At 37.8% G+C, this 20,628-nt stretch carries 18 protein-coding genes; 12 read left to right on the top strand and 6 right to left on the bottom strand.

The features are described 5' to 3' along the window. Window positions 1-76 precede the first annotated feature (76 nt). The 6 genes from AC07VK_RS12835 (at window position 77) to AC07VK_RS12810 (ending at window position 5,010) form a co-directional block, all read left to right on the top strand. Complete coding sequence (locus tag AC07VK_RS12835; protein WP_492960916.1) at window positions 77-730, top strand: sensor histidine kinase; 654 nt, start codon at window positions 77-79, stop codon at window positions 728-730. A 4-nt stretch (window positions 731-734) separates the two neighbouring features. After that, window positions 735-1,376, top strand: a complete 642-nt coding sequence (locus AC07VK_RS12830; protein WP_492960914.1) for a response regulator transcription factor — start codon at window positions 735-737, stop codon at window positions 1,374-1,376. 214 nt (window positions 1,377-1,590) lie between these two features. Further along, window positions 1,591-1,968: a BlaI/MecI/CopY family transcriptional regulator gene (locus AC07VK_RS12825; RefSeq protein WP_025143307.1), complete on the top strand. Its 378-nt coding sequence runs from the start codon at window positions 1,591-1,593 to the stop codon at window positions 1,966-1,968. After that, window positions 1,965-3,944 (top strand): TonB family protein, encoded by a 1,980-nt coding sequence (locus tag AC07VK_RS12820; protein WP_492960912.1) that lies wholly within the window; start codon window positions 1,965-1,967, stop codon window positions 3,942-3,944. The genes AC07VK_RS12825 and AC07VK_RS12820 overlap by 4 nt, the downstream gene beginning before the upstream one ends. A gap of 5 nt (window positions 3,945-3,949) precedes the next feature. Then, the gene (locus AC07VK_RS12815; RefSeq protein ID WP_492960910.1) at window positions 3,950-4,585 is read left to right on the top strand and encodes a TonB-dependent receptor plug domain-containing protein; all 636 of its coding nucleotides are present in this window, start codon (window positions 3,950-3,952) and stop codon (window positions 4,583-4,585) included. Between the two features lie 26 nt (window positions 4,586-4,611). Then, window positions 4,612-5,010, top strand: a complete 399-nt coding sequence (locus AC07VK_RS12810; protein WP_492960908.1) for an energy transducer TonB — start codon at window positions 4,612-4,614, stop codon at window positions 5,008-5,010. Window positions 5,011-5,505: 495 nt separating this feature from the next. On the opposite strand, the gene AC07VK_RS12805 is transcribed toward AC07VK_RS12810, so the two are convergent. The 3 genes from AC07VK_RS12805 to AC07VK_RS12795 form a co-directional block, all read right to left on the bottom strand. Continuing rightward, window positions 5,506-6,276 carry a succinate dehydrogenase/fumarate reductase iron-sulfur subunit gene (locus AC07VK_RS12805; RefSeq protein WP_029278232.1) on the bottom strand — a complete coding sequence of 257 codons (771 nt, stop codon included), beginning with the start codon at window positions 6,274-6,276 and terminating at the stop codon, window positions 5,506-5,508. Window positions 6,277-6,361: 85 nt separating this feature from the next. Next, window positions 6,362-8,341: a fumarate reductase/succinate dehydrogenase flavoprotein subunit gene (locus tag AC07VK_RS12800; protein WP_138819581.1), complete on the bottom strand. Its 1,980-nt coding sequence runs from the start codon at window positions 8,339-8,341 to the stop codon at window positions 6,362-6,364. A gap of 17 nt (window positions 8,342-8,358) precedes the next feature. After that, a complete protein-coding gene (locus tag AC07VK_RS12795; protein ID WP_057931500.1) occupies window positions 8,359-9,039 on the bottom strand; it encodes a succinate dehydrogenase cytochrome b subunit in 681 nt (226 codons plus the stop codon). A gap of 307 nt (window positions 9,040-9,346) precedes the next feature. On the opposite strand from AC07VK_RS12795, the gene AC07VK_RS12790 reads away from it, so the two are divergent. Then, window positions 9,347-10,468: a TlpA family protein disulfide reductase gene (locus AC07VK_RS12790; protein WP_492960906.1), complete on the top strand. Its 1,122-nt coding sequence runs from the start codon at window positions 9,347-9,349 to the stop codon at window positions 10,466-10,468. Window positions 10,469-10,556: 88 nt separating this feature from the next. On the opposite strand, the gene AC07VK_RS12785 is transcribed toward AC07VK_RS12790, so the two are convergent. Together AC07VK_RS12785 and AC07VK_RS12780 are read right to left on the bottom strand one after the other, a co-directional pair. Further along, window positions 10,557-10,748 (bottom strand): cold-shock protein, encoded by a 192-nt coding sequence (locus AC07VK_RS12785; RefSeq protein ID WP_010599638.1) that lies wholly within the window; start codon window positions 10,746-10,748, stop codon window positions 10,557-10,559. Between the two features lie 279 nt (window positions 10,749-11,027). Beyond that, on the bottom strand, window positions 11,028-11,531 hold the full coding sequence (locus AC07VK_RS12780) for a hypothetical protein (protein WP_492960905.1): 504 nt from the start codon (window positions 11,529-11,531) through the stop codon (window positions 11,028-11,030). A gap of 291 nt (window positions 11,532-11,822) precedes the next feature. On the opposite strand from AC07VK_RS12780, the gene AC07VK_RS12775 reads away from it, so the two are divergent. Continuing rightward, on the top strand, window positions 11,823-12,167 hold the full coding sequence (locus tag AC07VK_RS12775) for a four-helix bundle copper-binding protein (RefSeq protein WP_492960903.1): 345 nt from the start codon (window positions 11,823-11,825) through the stop codon (window positions 12,165-12,167). Between the two features lie 58 nt (window positions 12,168-12,225). On the opposite strand, the gene AC07VK_RS12770 is transcribed toward AC07VK_RS12775, so the two are convergent. Next, the gene (locus AC07VK_RS12770) at window positions 12,226-13,773 is read right to left on the bottom strand and encodes a trypsin-like peptidase domain-containing protein (RefSeq protein ID WP_492952494.1); all 1,548 of its coding nucleotides are present in this window, start codon (window positions 13,771-13,773) and stop codon (window positions 12,226-12,228) included. 401 nt (window positions 13,774-14,174) lie between these two features. Here AC07VK_RS12770 and dapF point away from each other — a divergent pair, with 401 nt between their 5' ends. The 4 genes from dapF to AC07VK_RS12750 all read left to right on the top strand — a co-directional run bounded on the left by dapF (window position 14,175) and on the right by AC07VK_RS12750 (window position 20,625). Further along, window positions 14,175-14,957 carry a diaminopimelate epimerase gene (gene dapF, locus AC07VK_RS12765; protein WP_492952493.1) on the top strand — a complete coding sequence of 261 codons (783 nt, stop codon included), beginning with the start codon at window positions 14,175-14,177 and terminating at the stop codon, window positions 14,955-14,957. 59 nt (window positions 14,958-15,016) lie between these two features. Further along, window positions 15,017-15,850, top strand: coding sequence for a hypothetical protein (locus AC07VK_RS12760; protein ID WP_492960901.1), 834 nt, complete (start codon window positions 15,017-15,019; stop codon window positions 15,848-15,850). 380 nt (window positions 15,851-16,230) lie between these two features. Then, complete coding sequence (locus tag AC07VK_RS12755) at window positions 16,231-17,400, top strand: efflux RND transporter periplasmic adaptor subunit (protein WP_492952491.1); 1,170 nt, start codon at window positions 16,231-16,233, stop codon at window positions 17,398-17,400. A 48-nt stretch (window positions 17,401-17,448) separates the two neighbouring features. Beyond that, complete coding sequence (locus tag AC07VK_RS12750) at window positions 17,449-20,625, top strand: efflux RND transporter permease subunit (RefSeq protein ID WP_492952490.1); 3,177 nt, start codon at window positions 17,449-17,451, stop codon at window positions 20,623-20,625. Window positions 20,626-20,628: the final 3 nt, after the last annotated feature.

Genomic DNA, 20,628 nt, shown 5'->3' with positions numbered 1-20,628 from the left:
TGTACCTGTGTTTTTGATTTTATACATTAGATCGTACAACCGGCACAAAAAGAATCATGTATTAGAAAAACAGAATATGCAGCAAAAATTTGAGTCCGAAATGCTTCAAACCCGCATTGAAGTACAAGATCAAACGATGCAGAGTATAGCCACAGAACTACATGATAACGTTGGCCAGTTGCTCAGTCTTACCACACTCACCTTAAACTCTGTAAATTTAAACGACGGAGAAAAGGCCAAAAAGAAAATCGATAATTCATTAGCACTTATTAACAAATCCATTAAAGAATTAAGGGAACTGGCAAAACTATTGCATGGCGAACAACTGGTAGAAAATGGCATTGGCCACGCCATTGATCAGGAAATTAACTGGTTGAATAAAGCTGGTTCTTACGAATTAAAAATCAATAACCAGTTAATCGATCTGCAAATTACATCGCCAAATAAAGATTTAATCCTTCTTCGTTTATTGCAGGAAATCATTAATAATATTATAAAACATGCTCAGGCAACCTGTATTCAAATCGATTCGCACCTGACAAACAGCATTTTACATTTAAGGGTTGCCGAAAATGGGATTGGTTTTAACCCTGAAGAAACTAAATCAAAAAAATCGGGAATGGGCTTAAATTCTATTTATAAAAGAATTGAGATGATCAATGGAAAATTAATATTAAATTCGGCTCCAGGCGAGGGCACTTCCATTTCAATAGAAGTTCCATACCCTTAATTGTATGCAAGAACAAAGTATTTCTATCGCTATTGTTGATGATCACACGCTTTTCCGTTCCGGATTGGCCAGCCTATTGGAAGAATTTGACGAAATAAATGTTACGTTTGAGGCGGTAAACGGATTAGATCTCCAGCCTAAAATAAACAATCACCAACACGTTCAACTGGTACTAATGGACATTAATATGCCGGTAATGGACGGCTTTGCAGCAACTAAATGGGTTAAAACTAATCATCCGAATGTACATGTACTGGCATTAAGTATGCTCGAAGATGAAAAAGCAATTATCGGGATGCTTAAAGCCGGTGCCGGAGGCTATATGCTTAAAGAATCAACCCCGTCAGATCTGCTAACAGCAATTAAAGTAATAGTAGATAAAGGTTTCTATGTAAATGAGCTGGTATCGGGCAGGCTTTTGGTGGCGCTAAAAGATAGCGATCAGAAACCAGTATTCTCCGCAAGAGAACTTACATTTTTACAATATTGCAGTACCGAACTTACTTATAAGGAAATTGCAGATCTCATGAATGTTAGTCCACGCACAGTAGACAACTACAGGGAATCCCTTTTTGCGAAGCTGAATATTAAATCTCGCACCGGATTAGTGGTGTATGGGATCAAAAACAACCTGATTACGATATAGTCCTCATCCATAACTAGAATACAATCAGCTGATTTACATAAATTAATAACTAGATTTAATATTTTTCTTAAAGTAAAACCTTAAAAGGGCGAAAAAAGTCATTCTTATTAATTTTTCTAATAATTTATTTAATAAAATTTGGATAACTAACTAATTAGTTTTAACTTTAGTTAAGGCAATTAATTTGCTATCATCCTTATTATTATTAACTATTATGGAAATTAAAGATTTAACCAAAGCCGAAGAACAGATTATGCAGGTTTTATGGCAATTGGAAAAAGCATTCGTCAAAGAAGTTATTGATGAGCTACCCCTCCCTAAACCTGCGTACAATACCGTATCAACCATTATTAGAATTTTAGAAACCAAAGGTTTTATTGGTCACGAAGCGTTTGGTAAAGCACATCAGTACCATCCTTTAGTGAGCAGGGAAGAATATAAACGCCACGCAACAGAAAAATTGTTGGGCAATTACTTCGAAAATTCGGTAGAGAGTATGTTCTCCTTCTTCGTTAAAGAAGAGAAACTGGATTTAAGCGATGTTGATGAAATTTTAAAAATGATTAATAAAATTAAACATAAGCCAAAATGAGTTTTGCCCACTACCTATTACAGGTGAACTTATACTTAATTGTTTTTTTCGGTTTTTACAAATTACTGTTAGATAAGGAGACCTACTTCACTTTAAACCGCATTTATTTAGTAGCTGCAGGCGTTTTGTCGTTATCTATACCATTTATCCGTTTAGAATGGCTAACGGAGCAGAAAGCGGCGCAACAGGTTTATACTTCAGTTAACTGGGAAGCCGTATTAGCACAGGCAACGATTGTAACGGAGCACAATACCGGTTTTAACTGGGGTAATGCATTCGTTTATATCTATTGCGCAGGTATTTTGTTTTTCTTAGGTAGATTGGTGTTTAACCTATTAGCGGTTAAAAAACTCATTTCAATCAGCAAGGCTGGCACGGCTTTCTCTTTTTTTGGCAAAAAAGTAATTGATCGGGAATTGCCACAAATGGATGTGATTGATATTCATGAAGAAGCACATATTAAACAATGGCATACCGTAGATATTTTATTTTTCGAAATTATAGGGATTATTACCTGGTTAAACCCGGTGATTTATCTTTATAAAAAAGCAATTAAAAACATCCACGAGTTTTTAGCTGATGAACTTGCTGCCGAATTTCAGGGTGATAAAGCGGAATATGCCATGTTATTGCTAAGTAAGTCGTTTGGCATTTCGCCAAATGCCTTAACGAATGGCTTTTTAGAAAAATCATTGATCAAAAAAAGAATTTTCATGCTTCATAAAGAGCGGTCTAAAAAGATCGCTATTATGAAGTATGGAATTTTTATCCCCTTATTTGCCCTTCTAATCGTATTTTCGTCTGCTACTGTCCGTAAAAATGAGAAGTTGTTATCCATTACCGATCAAATCCCTTTAGAGAAGCCGATTGAGATTGTTGAGAACATGGTTACAACACCCGAGAAGATAACCGTAGCACCTAAAATTTCAGTTGATGGCAAAACAGATGCAAACTGGAAAGGATTTTATCAGTTTTTGTTAAGAAATATTAAATACCCAGGTGCAGCGAGCAGCGATGAGGTACAAGGTAATGCGCAGATCAAATTTAACCTAAAAGGCGGTAGGGTTACCAATATTACATCGAATGTAGAGTTAGGAGCAGGTTGCGATGAAGAAGTGATGAAAGCAATTTTATCGTATAAAGGATTTAAAACTGTGGCAGATGGCAAATATGCTTTAACAGTAAGTTTTAAAATCCCAGAATCTTCAGAAGCGTTTAAGAATAAATTATTGCCTAAATCGGATGGATATGTAAATCTGAACAAGATTAACATCATATCTTATCTTCCTAAAACCGCTGGAACAGAAAGCAGCGATGTTAAATCTGAAAATACAGATAAAGTGTATGATTTCGTTTCAATTGAGAAACAACCAGAATTTCCGGGCGGTATAAGCAAGTTTTATAAATACCTGGGTGGCAGCATCAGGTATCCAAAAATGGCACAGGAAAATAATGTTCAGGGTAAAGTTTTTCTCAGCTTTGTTGTTGAAAAAGATGGCTCTTTAACAGATGTCCAGATTACACGGGGTTTAGGAAGTGGTACCGATGAAGAAGCGATGAGGGTTATAAAAGAATCGCCAAAATGGAACCCAGGCATCCAAAATGGCTTGGCCGTTAGGGTAAAATACAACATCAATGTTAATTTCACACTTAATACAGATCCTCCTAAAACACTAGCACAAACTCCTACGGGCATAAGACTTAGAAACGATATCAATTTTAACGGTCTTATCATATTAGATGGCGTTAAACTTGATGAAAACAGTCAATTAAATGATATAAATCCAAACAACATTGAATCTATCGAAGTTTTAAAAGATCAGGCTGCTGTTAGTCTTTATGGACCGAGGGCGAAAGCTGGTGCAATTCTAATTACAAGTAAAAGTTCAAAAGCCAGTGCTTTTAGACCGCTCGATGCTAAAGAACTTACTATCGACAGAACTTCTAATTTTTTCGACCTTAAAAGAAAATTCTAGCCAAAATGAAAAATATAATCGCCTTTACCCTAATGATGGGTTTTAGTTTAGTTGGTTTTGCTCAAAAGGCAGATAGCACAAAAACAACCAAAATAATACTTAGAGGTGTACCTGCCCTTGGTACTGAGCCCTTAATTATAATAGATGGTAATAAACAGTATATAAGAGGCACATCATCACTTAGCGAGGTTGATCCCAATAACATTGAGTCTGTAAGCATCCTAAAAGATAGTTTAGCAACGGCGCGATATGGCGCTGATGGTTTTGCGGGGGTAATAGAAGTTAAAACCAAAAATGGTTCTTTAAGCAATTCTGATATTAAAACCGCTCCAATAAAAATTGACGATACCAAGTTAAAAGGAAAAGTATCAGGATTTAGTGTGCGTCCAAATGTACCTAACCCCAGTACATCTATAACCTTAAGAAATCTATTGAACCAAGATTTTGACCTCAAGGCAGAGCCGCTTTATGTCGTGGACGGGAAAGAAGTTTCAGAAATAAAAACCCTGAATCAGAATTCCGTTGAATCAATAGAAGTGCTTAAAGATTCATCTGCAATAACTTTACATGGTGATAAGGGCAAAAATGGAGTAGTGATTATTACCACAAAAAAACCAAAAGAAACGCCTAAGAAAAACTAAATAACCAACATTTTAATAAAAAAACAATGAGAAAGCTAATCTTTTTAGCCCTAATGGGCATCGCTATGTGCTTAAATCAAGTAAAAGCACAAGACAATCCAGACAAAGTTTATGATTTTACCTCCCTAGAAAAGACACCCGATTATCCTGGTGGAATTACTAAATTTTATGAATTCTTAGGTCGTGAGATTAAGTACCCCGAAGTAGCTAAGAAAAACAGCACACAGGGAAAAGTATTTGCTTCTTTTGTAGTCGAAAAAAATGGCGCTTTAACCGATGTTCAGATTACCAGAAGTCTAACACCAGAAACGGATAAAGAAGCCCTTAGGGTATTGAACAAATCGCCAAGATGGAATCCTGGACTGTTAAATGGAAGACCTGTTCGTGTGAAGTACAACATCAATGTTAATTTCACTATGAAATAGATCCGAAATTGGCAATTGGCTTAAACACACAAAACCCCAGCAAAATTGCCGGGGTTTTATGTTTTCTCTCCTGTCTCGGAAGACTAAATTTAGAAAAATTTTAATGTATATGCAAATATTACAGAATAAAATTTCTAAATACGCAAAATTTTAATATGCAAACATAAGATTATTACAACTTTCGCAAACTTTTATTTCGACCTCACTTTGTTGTGCAAGGTTTCGGTTTTAAATTCTAAAGTTTCATATGTTTTCACAACAACGGGAAAATGTTAAATGTGTATCTGTTTTAGTCGTTTGCTTGCTAACAAATCATTAAAATTTAATTCACTATTTATTCCTGGTCTATTAACCAGTATTAGACTACTAATGTGCCTTTCAACAGCTATTTTTATCTATTTTATGATCAGTTTTTAGTTTGCTTTAAAACTAAAAAGCCTCCACGTTGTGGAGGCTCAAGAACCCTGCGGTTAAGCTGGGCGCACAGTATATTTTTTAAACAGTTTCTTCTGAAATAAATTTTGCAGATGCAAAATCACGGTTCATGCGAGCAATGTTTTCTAAAGAAATTCCTTTAGGGCATTCGGCTTCGCAAGCACCTGTATTGGTACAGTTACCAAAACCTTCAGCATCCATTTGCGCAACCATGCTCTGCACCCTGCGGTAACGCTCTGGCTGACCTTGTGGTAACAATGCCAACTGAGAGATCTTAGCTGATACGAATAACATTGCTGAGGCATTTTTACAGGTTGCCACACAAGCACCGCAACCAATACAAGCTGCAGCTTCGAAAGCAGCATCTGCCTGCATTTTAGGGATTGGCAGGTTGTTCGCATCTTGCGCATTACCTGTATTTACCGAAATAAAGCCACCGGCAGCAATAACTCTATCGAATGCAGAACGATCTACAGTTAAATCCTTTACTACCGGGAAAGCAGCCGCTCTCCAGGGCTCAACAACAATAGTATCGCCATCTTTGAAAGAACGCATGTGCAACTGGCAGGTAGTAACCAAATCCTTTGGTCCGTGCGGACGTCCGTTGATAAACATCGAGCACATTCCGCAGATCCCTTCGCGGCAATCGTGATCGAATACCACCGGCTCTTCGCCTTTATTAATTAATTGTTCGTTTAATACATCGAACATCTCCAAAAAAGACATATCCGGTGAAATATCGGCCAATTTATAATCTACCAAAGCACCTTTGGCATTGTTATTTTTTTGACGCCAAACTTTTAGCGTTAAGTTCATATTTCCTGTACTCATGATATTGAGATTTAAGTATCAAGTAACGAGAACCAAGTATCAAGATTTAATTCAAGTCTTGATACTTGATACTTACGTCTTGCTACTATTTATAACTTCTTTGTGCTACTTTAATATTTTCAAACTTCAGCTCTTCTTTGTGAAGCTCGAAGTTTACACCTTCTTTAAATTCCCAAGCCGCTACGTAAGCATAGTTCTCATCATCACGTAGTGCCTCTCCTTCTTCTGTCTGATACTCTTCACGGAAGTGACCACCACAACTTTCGTTACGGTTTAACGCATCAATACACATCAACTCGCCCAGCTCAATAAAATCGGCAACACGACCAGCTTTTTCCAATTCGGTGTTTAACTCATCAGCTGTTCCAGGCACACGAACATCACTCCAGAATTCAGCACGTAAAGCCCTGATTTCCTGAATTGCTTCGTTTAAACCTTTTTCGTTACGGGCCATACCACATTTCTCCCACATAATGTGGCCTAAACGTTTGTGGAAATGATCTACCGATTTGGTTCCTTTAATATTGATCAGCGTATTTAAAATACCAACTGCTCTTTCTTCAGCCTCTACAAAGGCAGGGTGATCAGTAGGGATTGCTTTTACCGAAATCTCTTTCGATAAATAAGCACCAATGGTGTAAGGAAGAACGAAATAACCATCAGCTAAACCTTGCATCAAAGCAGATGCACCTAAACGGTTGGCACCGTGATCTGAGAAGTTAGCCTCACCAGTACAGTATAAACCAGGTACCGATGTCATTAAGTTATAATCAACCCATAAACCACCCATGGTGTAGTGAACCGCAGGATAGATACGCATTGGTGTTTCGTAAGGATTTTCACCGGTAATCTGCGCATACATATCGAATAGGTTACCATATTTTTCCTTAATTACTGCAGTACCTAAGCGCATACAGGTTTCTTTGTCAGGATTGTGATTACCCGCTTTAGCAGCTTCGATTTTTCCGTAACGTTCTGTATTGGCTTTAAAATCCAAGTATACTGCTAATTTAGAAGCACCTACTCCATAACCTGCATCACAACGCTCTTTCGCAGCACGGGAGGCCACATCACGAGGAACTAAGTTACCGAAAGCAGGGTAACGGCGCTCTAAATAATAATCTCTTTCATCTTCAGGAATTTCTGAAGCTTTACGGTTATCATCTTTCTTTTTAGGAACCCAGATACGTCCATCGTTACGTAACGACTCAGACATTAGGGTTAATTTAGATTGGTGATCACCAGAAACCGGGATACAGGTTGGGTGGATCTGCGTGTAACATGGGTTTGCAAAATAAGCACCTTGTTTGTGCGCTTTCCAGGCAGCAGTAACATTACTTCCCATCGCGTTGGTAGAAAGATAGAATACGTTACCGTAACCACCTGTTCCTAATACCACGGCATGGCCGAAATGACGCTCGATTTCTCCTGTAATTAAGTTACGTGCAATAATACCACGTGCTTTGCCATCGATTTTAACAACCTCAAGCATTTCATGGCGGGTATACATTTCTACTTTACCCATACCAATCTGGCGCTCCAAAGCAGAATATGCACCTAATAATAACTGTTGACCAGTTTGACCAGCTGCATAAAAAGTACGTTGTACCTGTGTACCACCGAATGAACGGTTATCTAACAAACCACCGTACTCACGTGCCAAAGGCACACCCTGAGCCACACACTGATCTATAATGTTGGCACTTACTTCGGCCAAACGATGCACATTGGCTTCGCGGGCACGATAATCGCCACCTTTAATCGTATCGTAAAAAAGTCGATAAACGCTATCACCATCATTCTGATAGTTTTTTGCTGCATTGATACCACCCTGAGCAGCAATCGAGTGTGCTCTACGCGGCGAATCCTGGAAGCAGAAACATTTTACCTTGTAACCCATCTCAGCCAAAGTAGCTGCTGCCGAAGCACCTGCTAACCCAGAACCTACAATGATTACTTCAATAGTTCTTTTGTTCGATGGGTTAACCAAAGGCACAGAAGACTTATATTTTGTCCATTTGCTGGTTAATTCGCCTTCTGGAATATTTGAATTAATATCTGACATATCTTTTGTGCTAAAAATTATTGAATAAGACCGAAATAAACTGCAATCGGCATGGCTGCGAAAAGGATCGAAATAATAACCGAATACCAAACGCCAGCTCCTTTAATTATACCGTTATATTTTGAGTGGTTCCATCCTAATGTTTGGAATGCCGAAGCAAAACCGTGCAACAGGTGGTAGCATAAAGAAAACATAGCCAAAATATATACAGCAACCCTTACCGGATCCTGAAATTTCTCTTTCATTACTGCATAAAGATCTTCATGTCCGTTGGCATCAACTGTTGGGATTCCTGTAAAACGGGAAACTACCCAAAAATCTTTCAGGTGAACCACCAGGAAGATTAGCAAAAGCGTACCCAGCAAGCCCATAGAACGGCTGTACCATTTACTGTTTGCCTTACCATCGTTTACGGCATATTTAACCGGGCGCGCTTTTTGGTTTTGCAACGTTAAACGTAACGCCTGAAAAATGTGCGCAAGCAAACCAATAAACAACACAATTTCGCCAGCCCGGATAATCCAGTTAGTGGCCATAAAATGTGCGCCTACGTTAAATGTTAAACCACCATCGCTAATAAAAATTAAAGCATTAATACCGCAGTGTACAATTAAAAAAAGTATCAGGAACAAACCTGTAATACCCATGATGAATTTCTTCCCTATTGAAGAAGAAAATGCATTTCCGAAACCACTCATTTGATTAGGATTTATATCTAAATTTCTTGCAAAAGTATCTAATTATGAGTTTAATTTATAAACGAATATGACAAAACAACGATAAAACATTTATTTAGAAACATTCTAAAGCATATTCGGAAATAATTGAAAGATTATGGGATTATTTGTGGTTTCATAAGTTTTTTTACCATTAAGAAATGAAGATCATTAAGGGCTAAGAATCTTATAACTTAATTTCTTAATGATAAAAAAAATTGAAGATGAGCTTATTTTCACCAAAAAAACAACTAAGTTTTTCGTTATATTGCAATATCAAATTGTTAACATGAAAAAACAGCTCTATTTACTTACTTTATTGGCAGGTATTTTATCTGCTTGCGATCCAGCTCCTGCTACCTTTAAACTCGAAACCAAAAACTTTGGCCCAAATGCCGTAATTACCATTCAAAGCGCTGAAAATGGCGAGAAACTGAAAGTTGAAAACATTACCAACAGCAGCCAGACTTTTAAAATCAATATCCCAATAAAAGGCTATGCCACTTTAAGAACTGAAGACGGTAATCACACGGGAGAATATTACTTCTATCTTGATCAAGGCAGTTTCAAAGGCGTTCTTGATGGAAAAAACATCAATTCATATCCTTTAAAAAACGTTCCAAGCAAGGAAGGCGAACAGTTTATAGACTTCTATAAACTAAAAGACAACATGAGTAAAAACCTGCTCGACAGTTTGGATATTGTTGAAATGGAATTGGACCAAGCCACAAGGGCCAATATTATGGAACGCGCCAAAGAAGCAGACCGCTGGAGGGAGAAAAAAATCCTGCTCCAATTGGATATCATAAAGGCCTTTGCCAAAAAGTATCCCGGTTCTGCACACACGCTCTTTTTATTGGAACAACTGGGCAGGGCAGATTCGGAGCCCAAAAATTATTTATCCATTTTTAACAGTTTAGATAAAGAAGTTCAGGAAAGCAAAAAGGGTAAAAAACTTTTAGAAGAGCTTAAACAAGCTAACCAGATGATGGCGGGAAGTAAAATGCCTAATATTGAAGGAGAAAATCCAGATGGAAAAAAGTTCGACCCAGGTATACTTAAAAAGGTAAACTTGATTATATGCTGGACTTCTTATAGTGGGAAAAGCAGAAAAAATAACCAGGTATTAGTTAAACTCTACGAAAAGTATAAAAATAAAGACGTAGAATTTATCGGGGTATCGTTCGATAAAAAAAGAGACTGGTGGGTGAATGTGATCAAGGATGACCACCTTACCTGGCCACAATATTCAGATCTTCAGGGAGCGAAATCGCCCAATGCAAAAAATCTGAGCAATTATAATGTTACTTACTTCTTTTTAGTAGATAAAAACGGCATTGTATTAACCAACAACGATCTTTCTTTAGATTTTGTTGACGATGAGATCAGCAAAAATTTGGCTGGTAGGTAAATGTGACGGTTGACAATCAAAAGTTGATTCTACAAAAAAAGTCCCGATTTGCATCGGGACTTTTTACGATTTATGTGTTCGAGTTTTCTTAAGCTACTTTAACATTTACCGCGTTTAGGCCTTTTCTACCTTCTTCTACATCGTAGTTTACGGTATCATTCTCGCGAATGTTATCGATTAAGCCTGAAGCATGAACAAAAATTTCGGCATCGCCATTAGATGGAGTGATAAATCCGAAACCTTTAGTTTCATTAAAAAATTTTACTGTTCCTTGTTGCATTATATTGTATTTTAATTTGTTTCAAAGATAGAGTTAAATCCCTATAAATCAATTTTTTATTTTTTATTATGTAAATAATTGCTAAATATATTGATAATTTGCCCTTTAAGCCCCATTTAGCGCTCCGATTTAATTCATCTTTACCCGATATATTGCCCGGTTTTATCAATAAGGCACGTCCAAAACAGGCCTTTGCCTCCACTTTTCTACCCAAAAAGCTAAGATCAACCCAATGTATAATTGCTATCGTAATTGATACTGGCTATCCGGGATTTAAATTTAGCTATAAACGAGGCTTTCGCGCTGCTCATAATTTACCATTAGATTTTCGGTAATTTTCACTACCAATGTTTCTTGTTCTTTACCATCATAGCTTAAGATTAACAAATCACCAATGATTTCGTGTAAAATTAATTTGGGGCTGGTATAGGTGATCGATACCACATGCGCTGCTTTATTTAACAGATCTGAAGCATAAATATGTAATTCGGTCCAATCGAAAAGAATTGGATGACCTTCTAAATCGCTTAAAACAGGTATTTTATGTTCTAAGGCAGCAATGCTGTTTATTACGGCGTATTGAAGTTTTTGGTGTAACGCATTTGCCTTTTCGCTGGCTTGCTGCATCTGAGCAAAGGTATGTAGGTGCTGATCTAAGCTGTATATTTTTGATCTTTTTTGAAATTCTTTGTAAGTATCGTGAAATATCCGTCTTTCAAAATCCGTTCTGCACATGAAATTGAAATATTGTTTTACGCTGAGGTTAATGCTAGCTAAAGCCATAATATTCGGTTTTGGTTGCTGATTCAAATATGGGACAATAAAAAAAATTAATTTATAGCGTATCGGTAAACGCTGATTATCAATCGGTAAATAGCGAAACTAGTTCTTGATTATGAAAAACGGATGAATATTGGTTTGAGTACGAAGATTTGAACGAACAGCCCGTTATTTAAGATATTTTAACATTCCGAGATTTCCTAGAACCAGTTGCCAATTTCATTTTTTCTAAAACAGTTTAAATTCCAGCAGGTTATTAATATACAAATAGGTATAACCAAAATCTTTAACGATATGGAAACGAGAAATAACCATGCTTTAATCCAGGCTCTACTAGATTGCGCGCTAGCTTGCGAGCATTGTGCATCGTCTTGCTTAAAAGAAGAGGACATCAACATGATGATTGACTGCATTAAACTAGATAGGGATTGCGCAGATATCTGTACCCAAGCAGCCAGGTTATTGCAAAGAGATTCAATTATCGGGCATCAATATCTATTGCTCTGCGAAGAAATATGCAGGCTTTGTGCAGCGGAATGTGTTAAACACGATCATGAACATTGCAGACAATGTGCTGTTGCCTGCGAAGAATGTGCAGACGCTTGCCATGCTAATCACGAACCGATCCATCAGGATTAAAAAAAAGCGTCCCGATTTAAAATCGGGACGCTTTTAAAACTATTTTTTATCAGATCAATTACTGCGCCGGGAAGCTATAGTTATAAGAACCCTGCTCGCCAACACCAGAAATACTCACCATGTTGTTTCTACCTAAAGGCAATGCTTTTTGAACATCGGCTACAGAATTTACTGGCTGTCCATTCACTTTAGTAATGATTAAACCTTTTTCAACACCAATATTATCAAATGCCTTGCCGGTAGTAACTGATGTTACCACTACACCACTATTGATGCCGTATTTCGATTTCTGGGCCTGAGTAGCCGGAGCAAAAGTTGCACCTAATTTCGAAACCTCAGCGCCTTTGCTTGTTGCATTTTTGGCTGTAAGGCCTACGCTAGCTTCTCCTTTTAGGGTTACGGTATAATCTTTAAGTGCACCATCCCTCAACACGGTTAACTTAACCTTATCGCCTGGATTTAAACGGCCAACTCTTTCCTGAAGATCAGGAGAATCGTTGATCACTACGCCATCAACTTTTTTGATTACGTCACCTGATTTAATGCCTGCTGCTGCAGCACCGCCGCCAGCAACTACATCATTCACATATAAACCGCTTATTTCGTTGGTTTTAATGCCTTCAGGTTTCTCTTCACCGCTTAAGGGCACAAAGTTAACACCAATATAACCACGTTTAACCGAGCCATATTTCATAAAATCATCAACAATTTTACGGGCAAGATTAACTGGAATTGCAAATCCATAACCTTGGTTGTATCCGCTTTGTGATGCGATTGCCGAGTTAATACCCACCAATTCGCCATTTGCGTTTACAAGTGCACCACCGCTGTTACCTGGGTTAATGGCAGCATCGGTTTGGATAAATGATTCGATACTGGTATTTGCCGGACGATCTGGTCTTTTACCGGTACGTTGGTATTCGCGGTATTCCTCTTCTGTAATTTCATTGCCTTGTTGCTCGCGGCCAATAATACCAATGCTACGGTTTTTTGCGCTTACAATACCAGCGGTTACCGTAGTATTTAAATCTAACGGGAAACCAACCGCTAAAACCCATTCGCCAACCTGTACATTATCTGAGTTACCCATTTTCACTACAGGCAAGCCCGTTGCACTTACTTTAATTAAAGCTAAATCGGTATTCGGATCGCGGCCAATTACTTTTGCTTCTACTTTACGTCTGTCTGTTAAAACTACCTCTACCTTCTCTGCATTTTCTACCACGTGGTTATTGGTTACGATATAACCATCCTGACTGATAATTACACCAGAACCCGATGCCGCTCTAGGCTGACGCTGCATCTGACGGCCACCGCCACCAAAGAAATCTTCCATCATATCAAATGGAGAAGAACTTCTGCCACCGCTTTGTGCCGCGTATGTAGTTTTAATGTGAACTACACCAGGTGCAACAGCTGCTGCCGCCTGCGTAAAATCTGTTGTTCCCGCTGATGATACTTTAAGTGGATTGTTTGCGAAGTATAAGTTCTGTTTTTCAGTAATGGTACTGCCCGTTTGGTTACGCTCAAATAGTTTGTAACCCCCAATTGCTGCTGCCCCACCTATAAAAGCAGCCAACACCGTAATTCCTAATATTTTTTTCATGTGTTTGTATATTGTTTTTTAATGGTCATGAAGCTATTAAAAGCTTATTCTCGCTTTTACAAACTGTTAGCTTTTAATGGTTTCGTGTTTCTATATTGTGTTTTTTAAAGCCATGATTTATTATAAGCTGATTTGCTAGCTAATTGTTTGGTTAGCTTATAATATTCATTTGTTAAATGTTATTATTTGCAAGAGCATTTACACTTTGATTTAAGCAGAATGCTCAGGCAGTTTTTATCTGCTCAAATTTTCTTTCGTAAGTTTATTCAAATTTAATACCATATAAACGATATTTGTATCCTCAAAGCACTTAGTTTTGTGTTAAAAAATGTTAAATCAAAAAACACAAACCGCTTATTACCTTTTGCAACTCAAATATTGCATTAAAAAATGAAGCTTTCATGAAAATTAATTTCTTTAAATACCAGGGCGCAGGAAACGATTTTATTTTAATAGACCACACCATGAGTCCATTAAAAAATATTGATAATCAATTAGTTGAACAATTATGCCATAGGAGATTTGGTATTGGTGCCGATGGATTGATGTTTATTACCAAACATGAGGATTATGATTTTGAGATGCATTATTTTAACGCTGACGGTAAGCTGGGCAGCATGTGCGGAAATGGTGGCAGATGCATTGTTGCCTTTGCCAAACAACTCGGAATCATCGATCGCGAAACAAACTTTTTGGCAGTAGATGGCCCACATTATGCCAGAATTTCAGAAAATGGCGAATGGGTTGATTTGCAAATGATTGATGTAGATACCATTACCAAAGATGATGAGGCTTATGTACTGAACACTGGTTCACCGCATTATGTTGCTTTACAAAACGGTTTAAAAGACTTTGATGTTTTTACTGAAGGGAAAAACATTCGCTATAACTCAACTTATGCAGAAAAAGGTATAAATGTAAACTTTGTAGAAGATAAGGGTGATCATTTATTTGTGCGTACCTACGAACGTGGCGTGGAAGATGAAACTTATGCCTGTGGTACTGGGGTAACCGCGGTGGCCATGGCCATGGCGAAACACAAAGGGCAAACTGGTCATATTAAAACGGCCATCAAAGTTTTGGGTGGCGATATTAAAATAGAATTCGATTACGATGGTAAGGAATTTACTAATGTATTTTTATGTGGCCCGGCCAAATTGGTTTTTGAGGGAGAAGTGGAATAATCTTAAATTTCGTTTTAGTGATCCGAATAGCTTATCTTTTAGTCTTTATAGCATGCTGTATGTCATGCAAGCAAAAAAAACAGGTTAAGCAATCTAAGATCAAAGTAATAGATAGCCCATCAAAAGCAAGAATAGATTCTACGAATAAAAAACAAGATTCTCTTTTTCATAATGCTTTAGATCGTGTATTTGCACTAATCAAAGCCAATTCTAATAATACCTTTGATAAAAGTTTTTCTACTACAAAAGATAATCACCTAGACCATAATGTTAAAGTAGAGGTCAAGTTAGGATACTTATTTTCACAGAACTATAAAAATTTGCTAATCATAAGTGCATCAAATCTTGAAACAAGGGTATACATTTATAATAGCGATGCTACAGATTTTAATCAATTAGTGACTAAAAAGTATTCAAATTATTCTTTTCCGATATTTTCAATTAAGGATATAAATGCTGATGGGCTAAAAGATTTTATAGTCAACTGGTACCCAGCATCAGGTTGTTGCAGAAGAAATATTTATGATTTGTATCTCTCTAAAGCAGATAAAACTTTCAGTAAAGAGGTAACACTTGTTAATCCTACTTTTTATTCAAAAGAAAAAGTAATCAGGGGTGTTACATATGATCATCCCGGACTCGCTTCCTTATATAAATTTAAATGGAATAAGCTAAACCTGGATACTCTGGAATACATCTACCCTAACTTAAAAGATACGCTTCAGTTTTCATTTATTAAATCAAGTCATAAGAGGTATTCATCATCAAAAAGCAAGCATTTAGAGAAATTAAAATCATTACCACAAGAATATAACTCGGTTTCAGAAATCCGTTATTTTAAATCATATGATCTAATGGACATCAAAGCAATTTCAAAAAACTATAATAATTAAGCCATTACTTTAGTTAAAACCGGGTATTATTAAGGACGTTAGCTCGTATTAAATTGATCAAAATTTTTGATATTTACTTTAATAAAAATCGTATATTTCCTTTGAATTTAACAGCTTTTAACATCTGTCGCAAGATATTTACACACTGTTTTTTATGCAGAAATACACGACAACACAATCTATAACAGCACTTTAAATGAAATTCGGCATGTTTTCAAACGAAAAATAAATCAATCGATTGATTAAATGACAGAATTCGGACAGATTTATTTTTTTTTAGGCTCTATTTTTGGGCATTTATCGGCGAAAATCGAAGTCCTATATTTTTTTGACAACGCCCTTAATTCCGGAAATTTAAATTTAAACACACAGAAATACCCATGAGAAAAGTAACAACTCTCTTTTTTAGCGTGAGCATTGGTATGCTTTTAGCGTCCTGCGGAAATAACGATGCAGCTAAAAAAGCTGCCGCTGCAGCAGCAGCTGGTCCACAGGCTTACCCTGTTTTTACAGTAACCACACAAAATACAACATTAGATTCTGATTATCCAGCAACAATTGAAGGTATTCAAAATATCGATATCCGTCCGAAAGTTGATGGTTTTATTGAAAAAATATTGGTTGATGAGGGTGCTGTAGTTAAGAAAGGTCAGTTACTTTTCACCATTAATGCACCACAGTACGAGCAACAGGTTAGAACAGCACGGGCAGCAATTAGCAGTGCCGAAGCTGATGTAAATGCTGCACAGCTAACAGTAAACAAAACCAAACCCCTGGTAGAGAAAGATATTATTAGCAAATACGATCTGGATGCAGCGCAGCTAACGCTTCAAAGCAGGAAAGCTGCATTGGCACAAGCAAAAGCAGAATTGGTAAATGCACAGGTTAACTTAGGTTATACGTCGATTACCAGCCCTGTTGATGGCGTAGTTGGCAGTATCCCTTTCAGAAATGGGAGTTTAGTGAGCAGCAGCAGCACACAGCCTTTAACTACGGTGTCTAATACTTCTAAGGTTTACGCCTATTTCTCATTAAACGAGAAGCAGCTTTTAGATTTTTCAAACACCTATAAAGGCAACACACTTGCGCAGCAAATGAAAAACATTCCTCCGGTGAGTTTAGTTCTTGCAGATGGAACGATTTATGCGCAGAATGGCAAAATCGAATCCATCAATGGACAGATAAACACCAGTACTGGTTCAGCAAGTTTAAGGGCAACATTCCCTAATCCGGTTTTCTTATTAAAAAACGGTGCAAGTGCATCGGTTAGGATTCCGCAGCACGTGGAAAATGCAATTTTAGTCCCTCAAAAATCAACGATCGATTTACAGGGCAAGAAATTCGTCTACATTTTAGGCGATTCGGCTAAGGTAATCAATACCCAAATTGAAGTGATGGAATTAGCTAAAGATAATTTCTACGTAGTTACCAAAGGACTTAAAGCTGGCGATAAAGTTATTTTAGAAGGCTTTCAATCGTTAAAAGACGGAACTAAAATTAAACCTGAGGTAAAAAATACCGATTCAGTTTATGCTGAAATAAAAAAATAACAATATAGTCAGTGCAATCACACTATAGCAGTGTAATCCATATTAATTATGTTTAAGAAATTTATAGATAGGCCCGTTTTATCAACAGTTATATCCATTATAATTGTAATATTAGGTGTATTAGGCCTCGTAACTTTACCCATCTCGCAATACCCCGAAATTGCGCCGCCAACCGTTCAGGTATCGGCTTCGTACCAGGGCGCAAATGCCGACGTGGTAATGAGTAGTGTTGTTGTTCCATTGGAAGAGCAGATAAACGGTGTGGAAGACATGACTTACATGACTTCTAGCGCCAGTAACGATGGTACCGCAACCATTACCGTTAACTTTAAATTGGGTACAAATGCCGATTTAGCAGCGGTTAATGTACAGAACCGTGTAGCCAGGGCAACCAGTTTATTACCTGCAGAGGTAACCAGATCGGGTGTAATTACAGCCAAAAGACAAGCGAGTAATTTACTTATTTTTGCCATTTACAGTGATGATCCATCATACGATCAGAAATTTTTACAGAATTATGCCAACATCAATATCATCCCCGAAATTAAAAGGATTAGCGGTGTGGGTGATGCAAGTGCATTTGGTACTTTAGATTACACCATGCGGATCTGGCTTAAGCCAGAAGTAATGGCTGTTTATGGTCTGGTACCGAATGATGTAAGTGTAGCTTTGGCAGAGCAAAACATCGAAGCTGCACCAGGTCAGTTTGGTGAGCAGGGCAATCAGGCTTTTCAATACACCTTAAAATATAGTGGCCGTTTAAAAACAGAAACTGAGTTTAGCAACATCATTATTAAGGCAGATGCAAACGGACAGATTCTACGCCTAAAAGATGTGGCCAGAATAGAACTTGGTGCCCAAAGTTATGCCAGTTATGTAAAGTTTAATGGTAAACCAGCACTCGGTATAGCCATTAGTCAAACAGCAGGTTCGAATGCGAAAGAGGTAATTGAAAACTCGATCAAAGCTTTAGATAAAGCAGCAACTTCTTTCCCTAAAGGCGTTCATTACGAAACCGTTGTTAACGTAAACAACTTTTTGGATGCCTCAATCGAAAAGGTTATTCACACCTTGATCGAAGCATTTATTTTGGTGTTTTTAGTGGTATTTATTTTCTTACAGGATTTCCGCTCAACTTTAATTCCGGCAATCAGTGTTCCGGTAGCTATTATCGGTACCTTCTTCTTCCTGAGTTTATTCGGTTTTACCATCAACCTGTTAACCTTATTTGCATTGGTACTGGCTATCGGTATCGTGGTAGATGATGCCATTGTGGTGGTTGAGGCCGTGCATGCCAAACTTGATGCCGGTTACAAAGACCCAAAAAAGGCAACGAAAGATGCGATGGACGACATCAGTGGTGCGATTATTTCGATTACCCTGGTAATGGCAGCGGTATTTATCCCGGTAAGTTTTATCCAGGGTTCGTCGGGTGTATTTTATAAACAATTCGGTTTAACACTGGCTATCGCGATTATTTTATCAGCAATCAACGCTTTAACATTAAGTCCGGCACTGTGTGCGATGTTCTTAAAACCACACGCAGAAGATCACGAAAAAAGTAAAAATTTCTTACAGCGTTTTTATACTGCTTTCAATACTTCGTTTGATGCCGTAACGCAAAAATATAAACGTTCTGTTGGCTTCTTAGGTAAAAAAAGATGGCTTGCAGGTTTAGGAATTGCTGTTTTCGCAGTGGTGCTGGTATGGATTATGAATACCACGCCTAAAGGTTTCGTACCAAACGAAGATTTAGGAACCGTGTTTTCTGATATTTCATTGCCACCTTCTACTTCACAGGAAGAAACCGATAAAATTATTGTAAAAATCAATGATATTGTAAGTAAGGTGCCAGAGGTAGAAGCTACATTTAGGGTTGTTGGCCGGAGTTTGATCAGTGGTTCGGGTAGTTCTTACGGTATGGTTATCGCAAGGCTTAAACCATGGGATCAACGTAAGCGCGATGTTAAAGCCATTATTGGTGAATTATTTGCAAAAGCATCCAGCATTAAGGGCGCGAAGGTAATTTTCTTTGCTCCACCCACTATTCAGGGTTTTGGTACCGGTGGTGGTTTCGAGTTCCAGTTGCAGGATAAAACCGGTGGCGATATCAAAAAATTCAACGAAGTGGGTAATGCATTTTTAGCGGCGTTAAGTAAACGTCCAGAAATTCAATACGCATCAACCTCTTTCAACCCCAACTTTCCACAATATCAGATTGATGTAAATGTGGCAAAAGTAAAACAGGCTGGCTTAACGGTTAGCGATGTGTTGGGTGTTTTGCAAGGTTATTATGGTGGTGTTTATGCCTCAAACTTTAATAAATTTGGTAAACAGTACAGGGTAATGTACCAGGCAGATGCCAAGTACCGTGCTAATCAGCAAAGTTTAACCAGCATTTACGTGCGTAACTCGAGCGGTACAATGGCTCCTATTTCTGAGTTTATTACTTTAGAAAAAGTTTACGGGCCACAGGCTATTTCACGTTTCAACTTGTATACCTCAATTGCAGTTACGGGTAACCCGAATGCAGGATTTAGTTCTGGTGATGCCATTAAGGCTATTCAGGAAGAAGCGGCAATCCACCTTCCAACAGGTTATGGCTATGAGTTCTCCGGTTTATCGCGTGAAGAAGTAAGCAGTGGCAGTCAGACAGTTTTTATCTTCCTGCTTTGCGTAATCTTCGTGTACTTCCTGCTTTCGGCACAGTACGAAAGTTATATCTTACCGTTGGCGGTATTGTTTTCACTACCGATCGGTTTGGCCGGTGTATTCATCTTCGATAAAATCTTTGGCGTGGATAATAACATTTATACACAGATTACCTTAATCATGCTTGTGGGACTACTTGCAAAGAATGCCATTTTAATTGTAGAGTATGCGGTAGACAGGCGACGAAAGGGAATGAGTATTATTAACTCGGCTATTGATGGTGCAACTGCCCGTTTACGTCCGATCTTGATGACCTCTTTTGCTTTTATTCTGGGTTTATTGCCTCTAATGTTGTCATCAGGTGTTGGTGCAGCAGGTAATACCTCAATTGGTACAGGAGCTGTAGGCGGTATGTTAATCGGTACTATATTCGGTGTATTTGTAATCCCTGCTTTGTTCATTGTTTTCCAAACCCTACAGGAAAAAATAAGTAACAAATCTCCTTTTGAGGAAGGCATTGATCGCGAACAAACAGAAGAAGAGTATGAGTTAGCGGTTAACCGTCCACATTAATTT

It is taken from the genome of Pedobacter sp. GW821-FHT01D05 (assembly GCF_059422505.1).
This window is presented reverse-complemented; position numbering and strand designations above follow the sequence as displayed.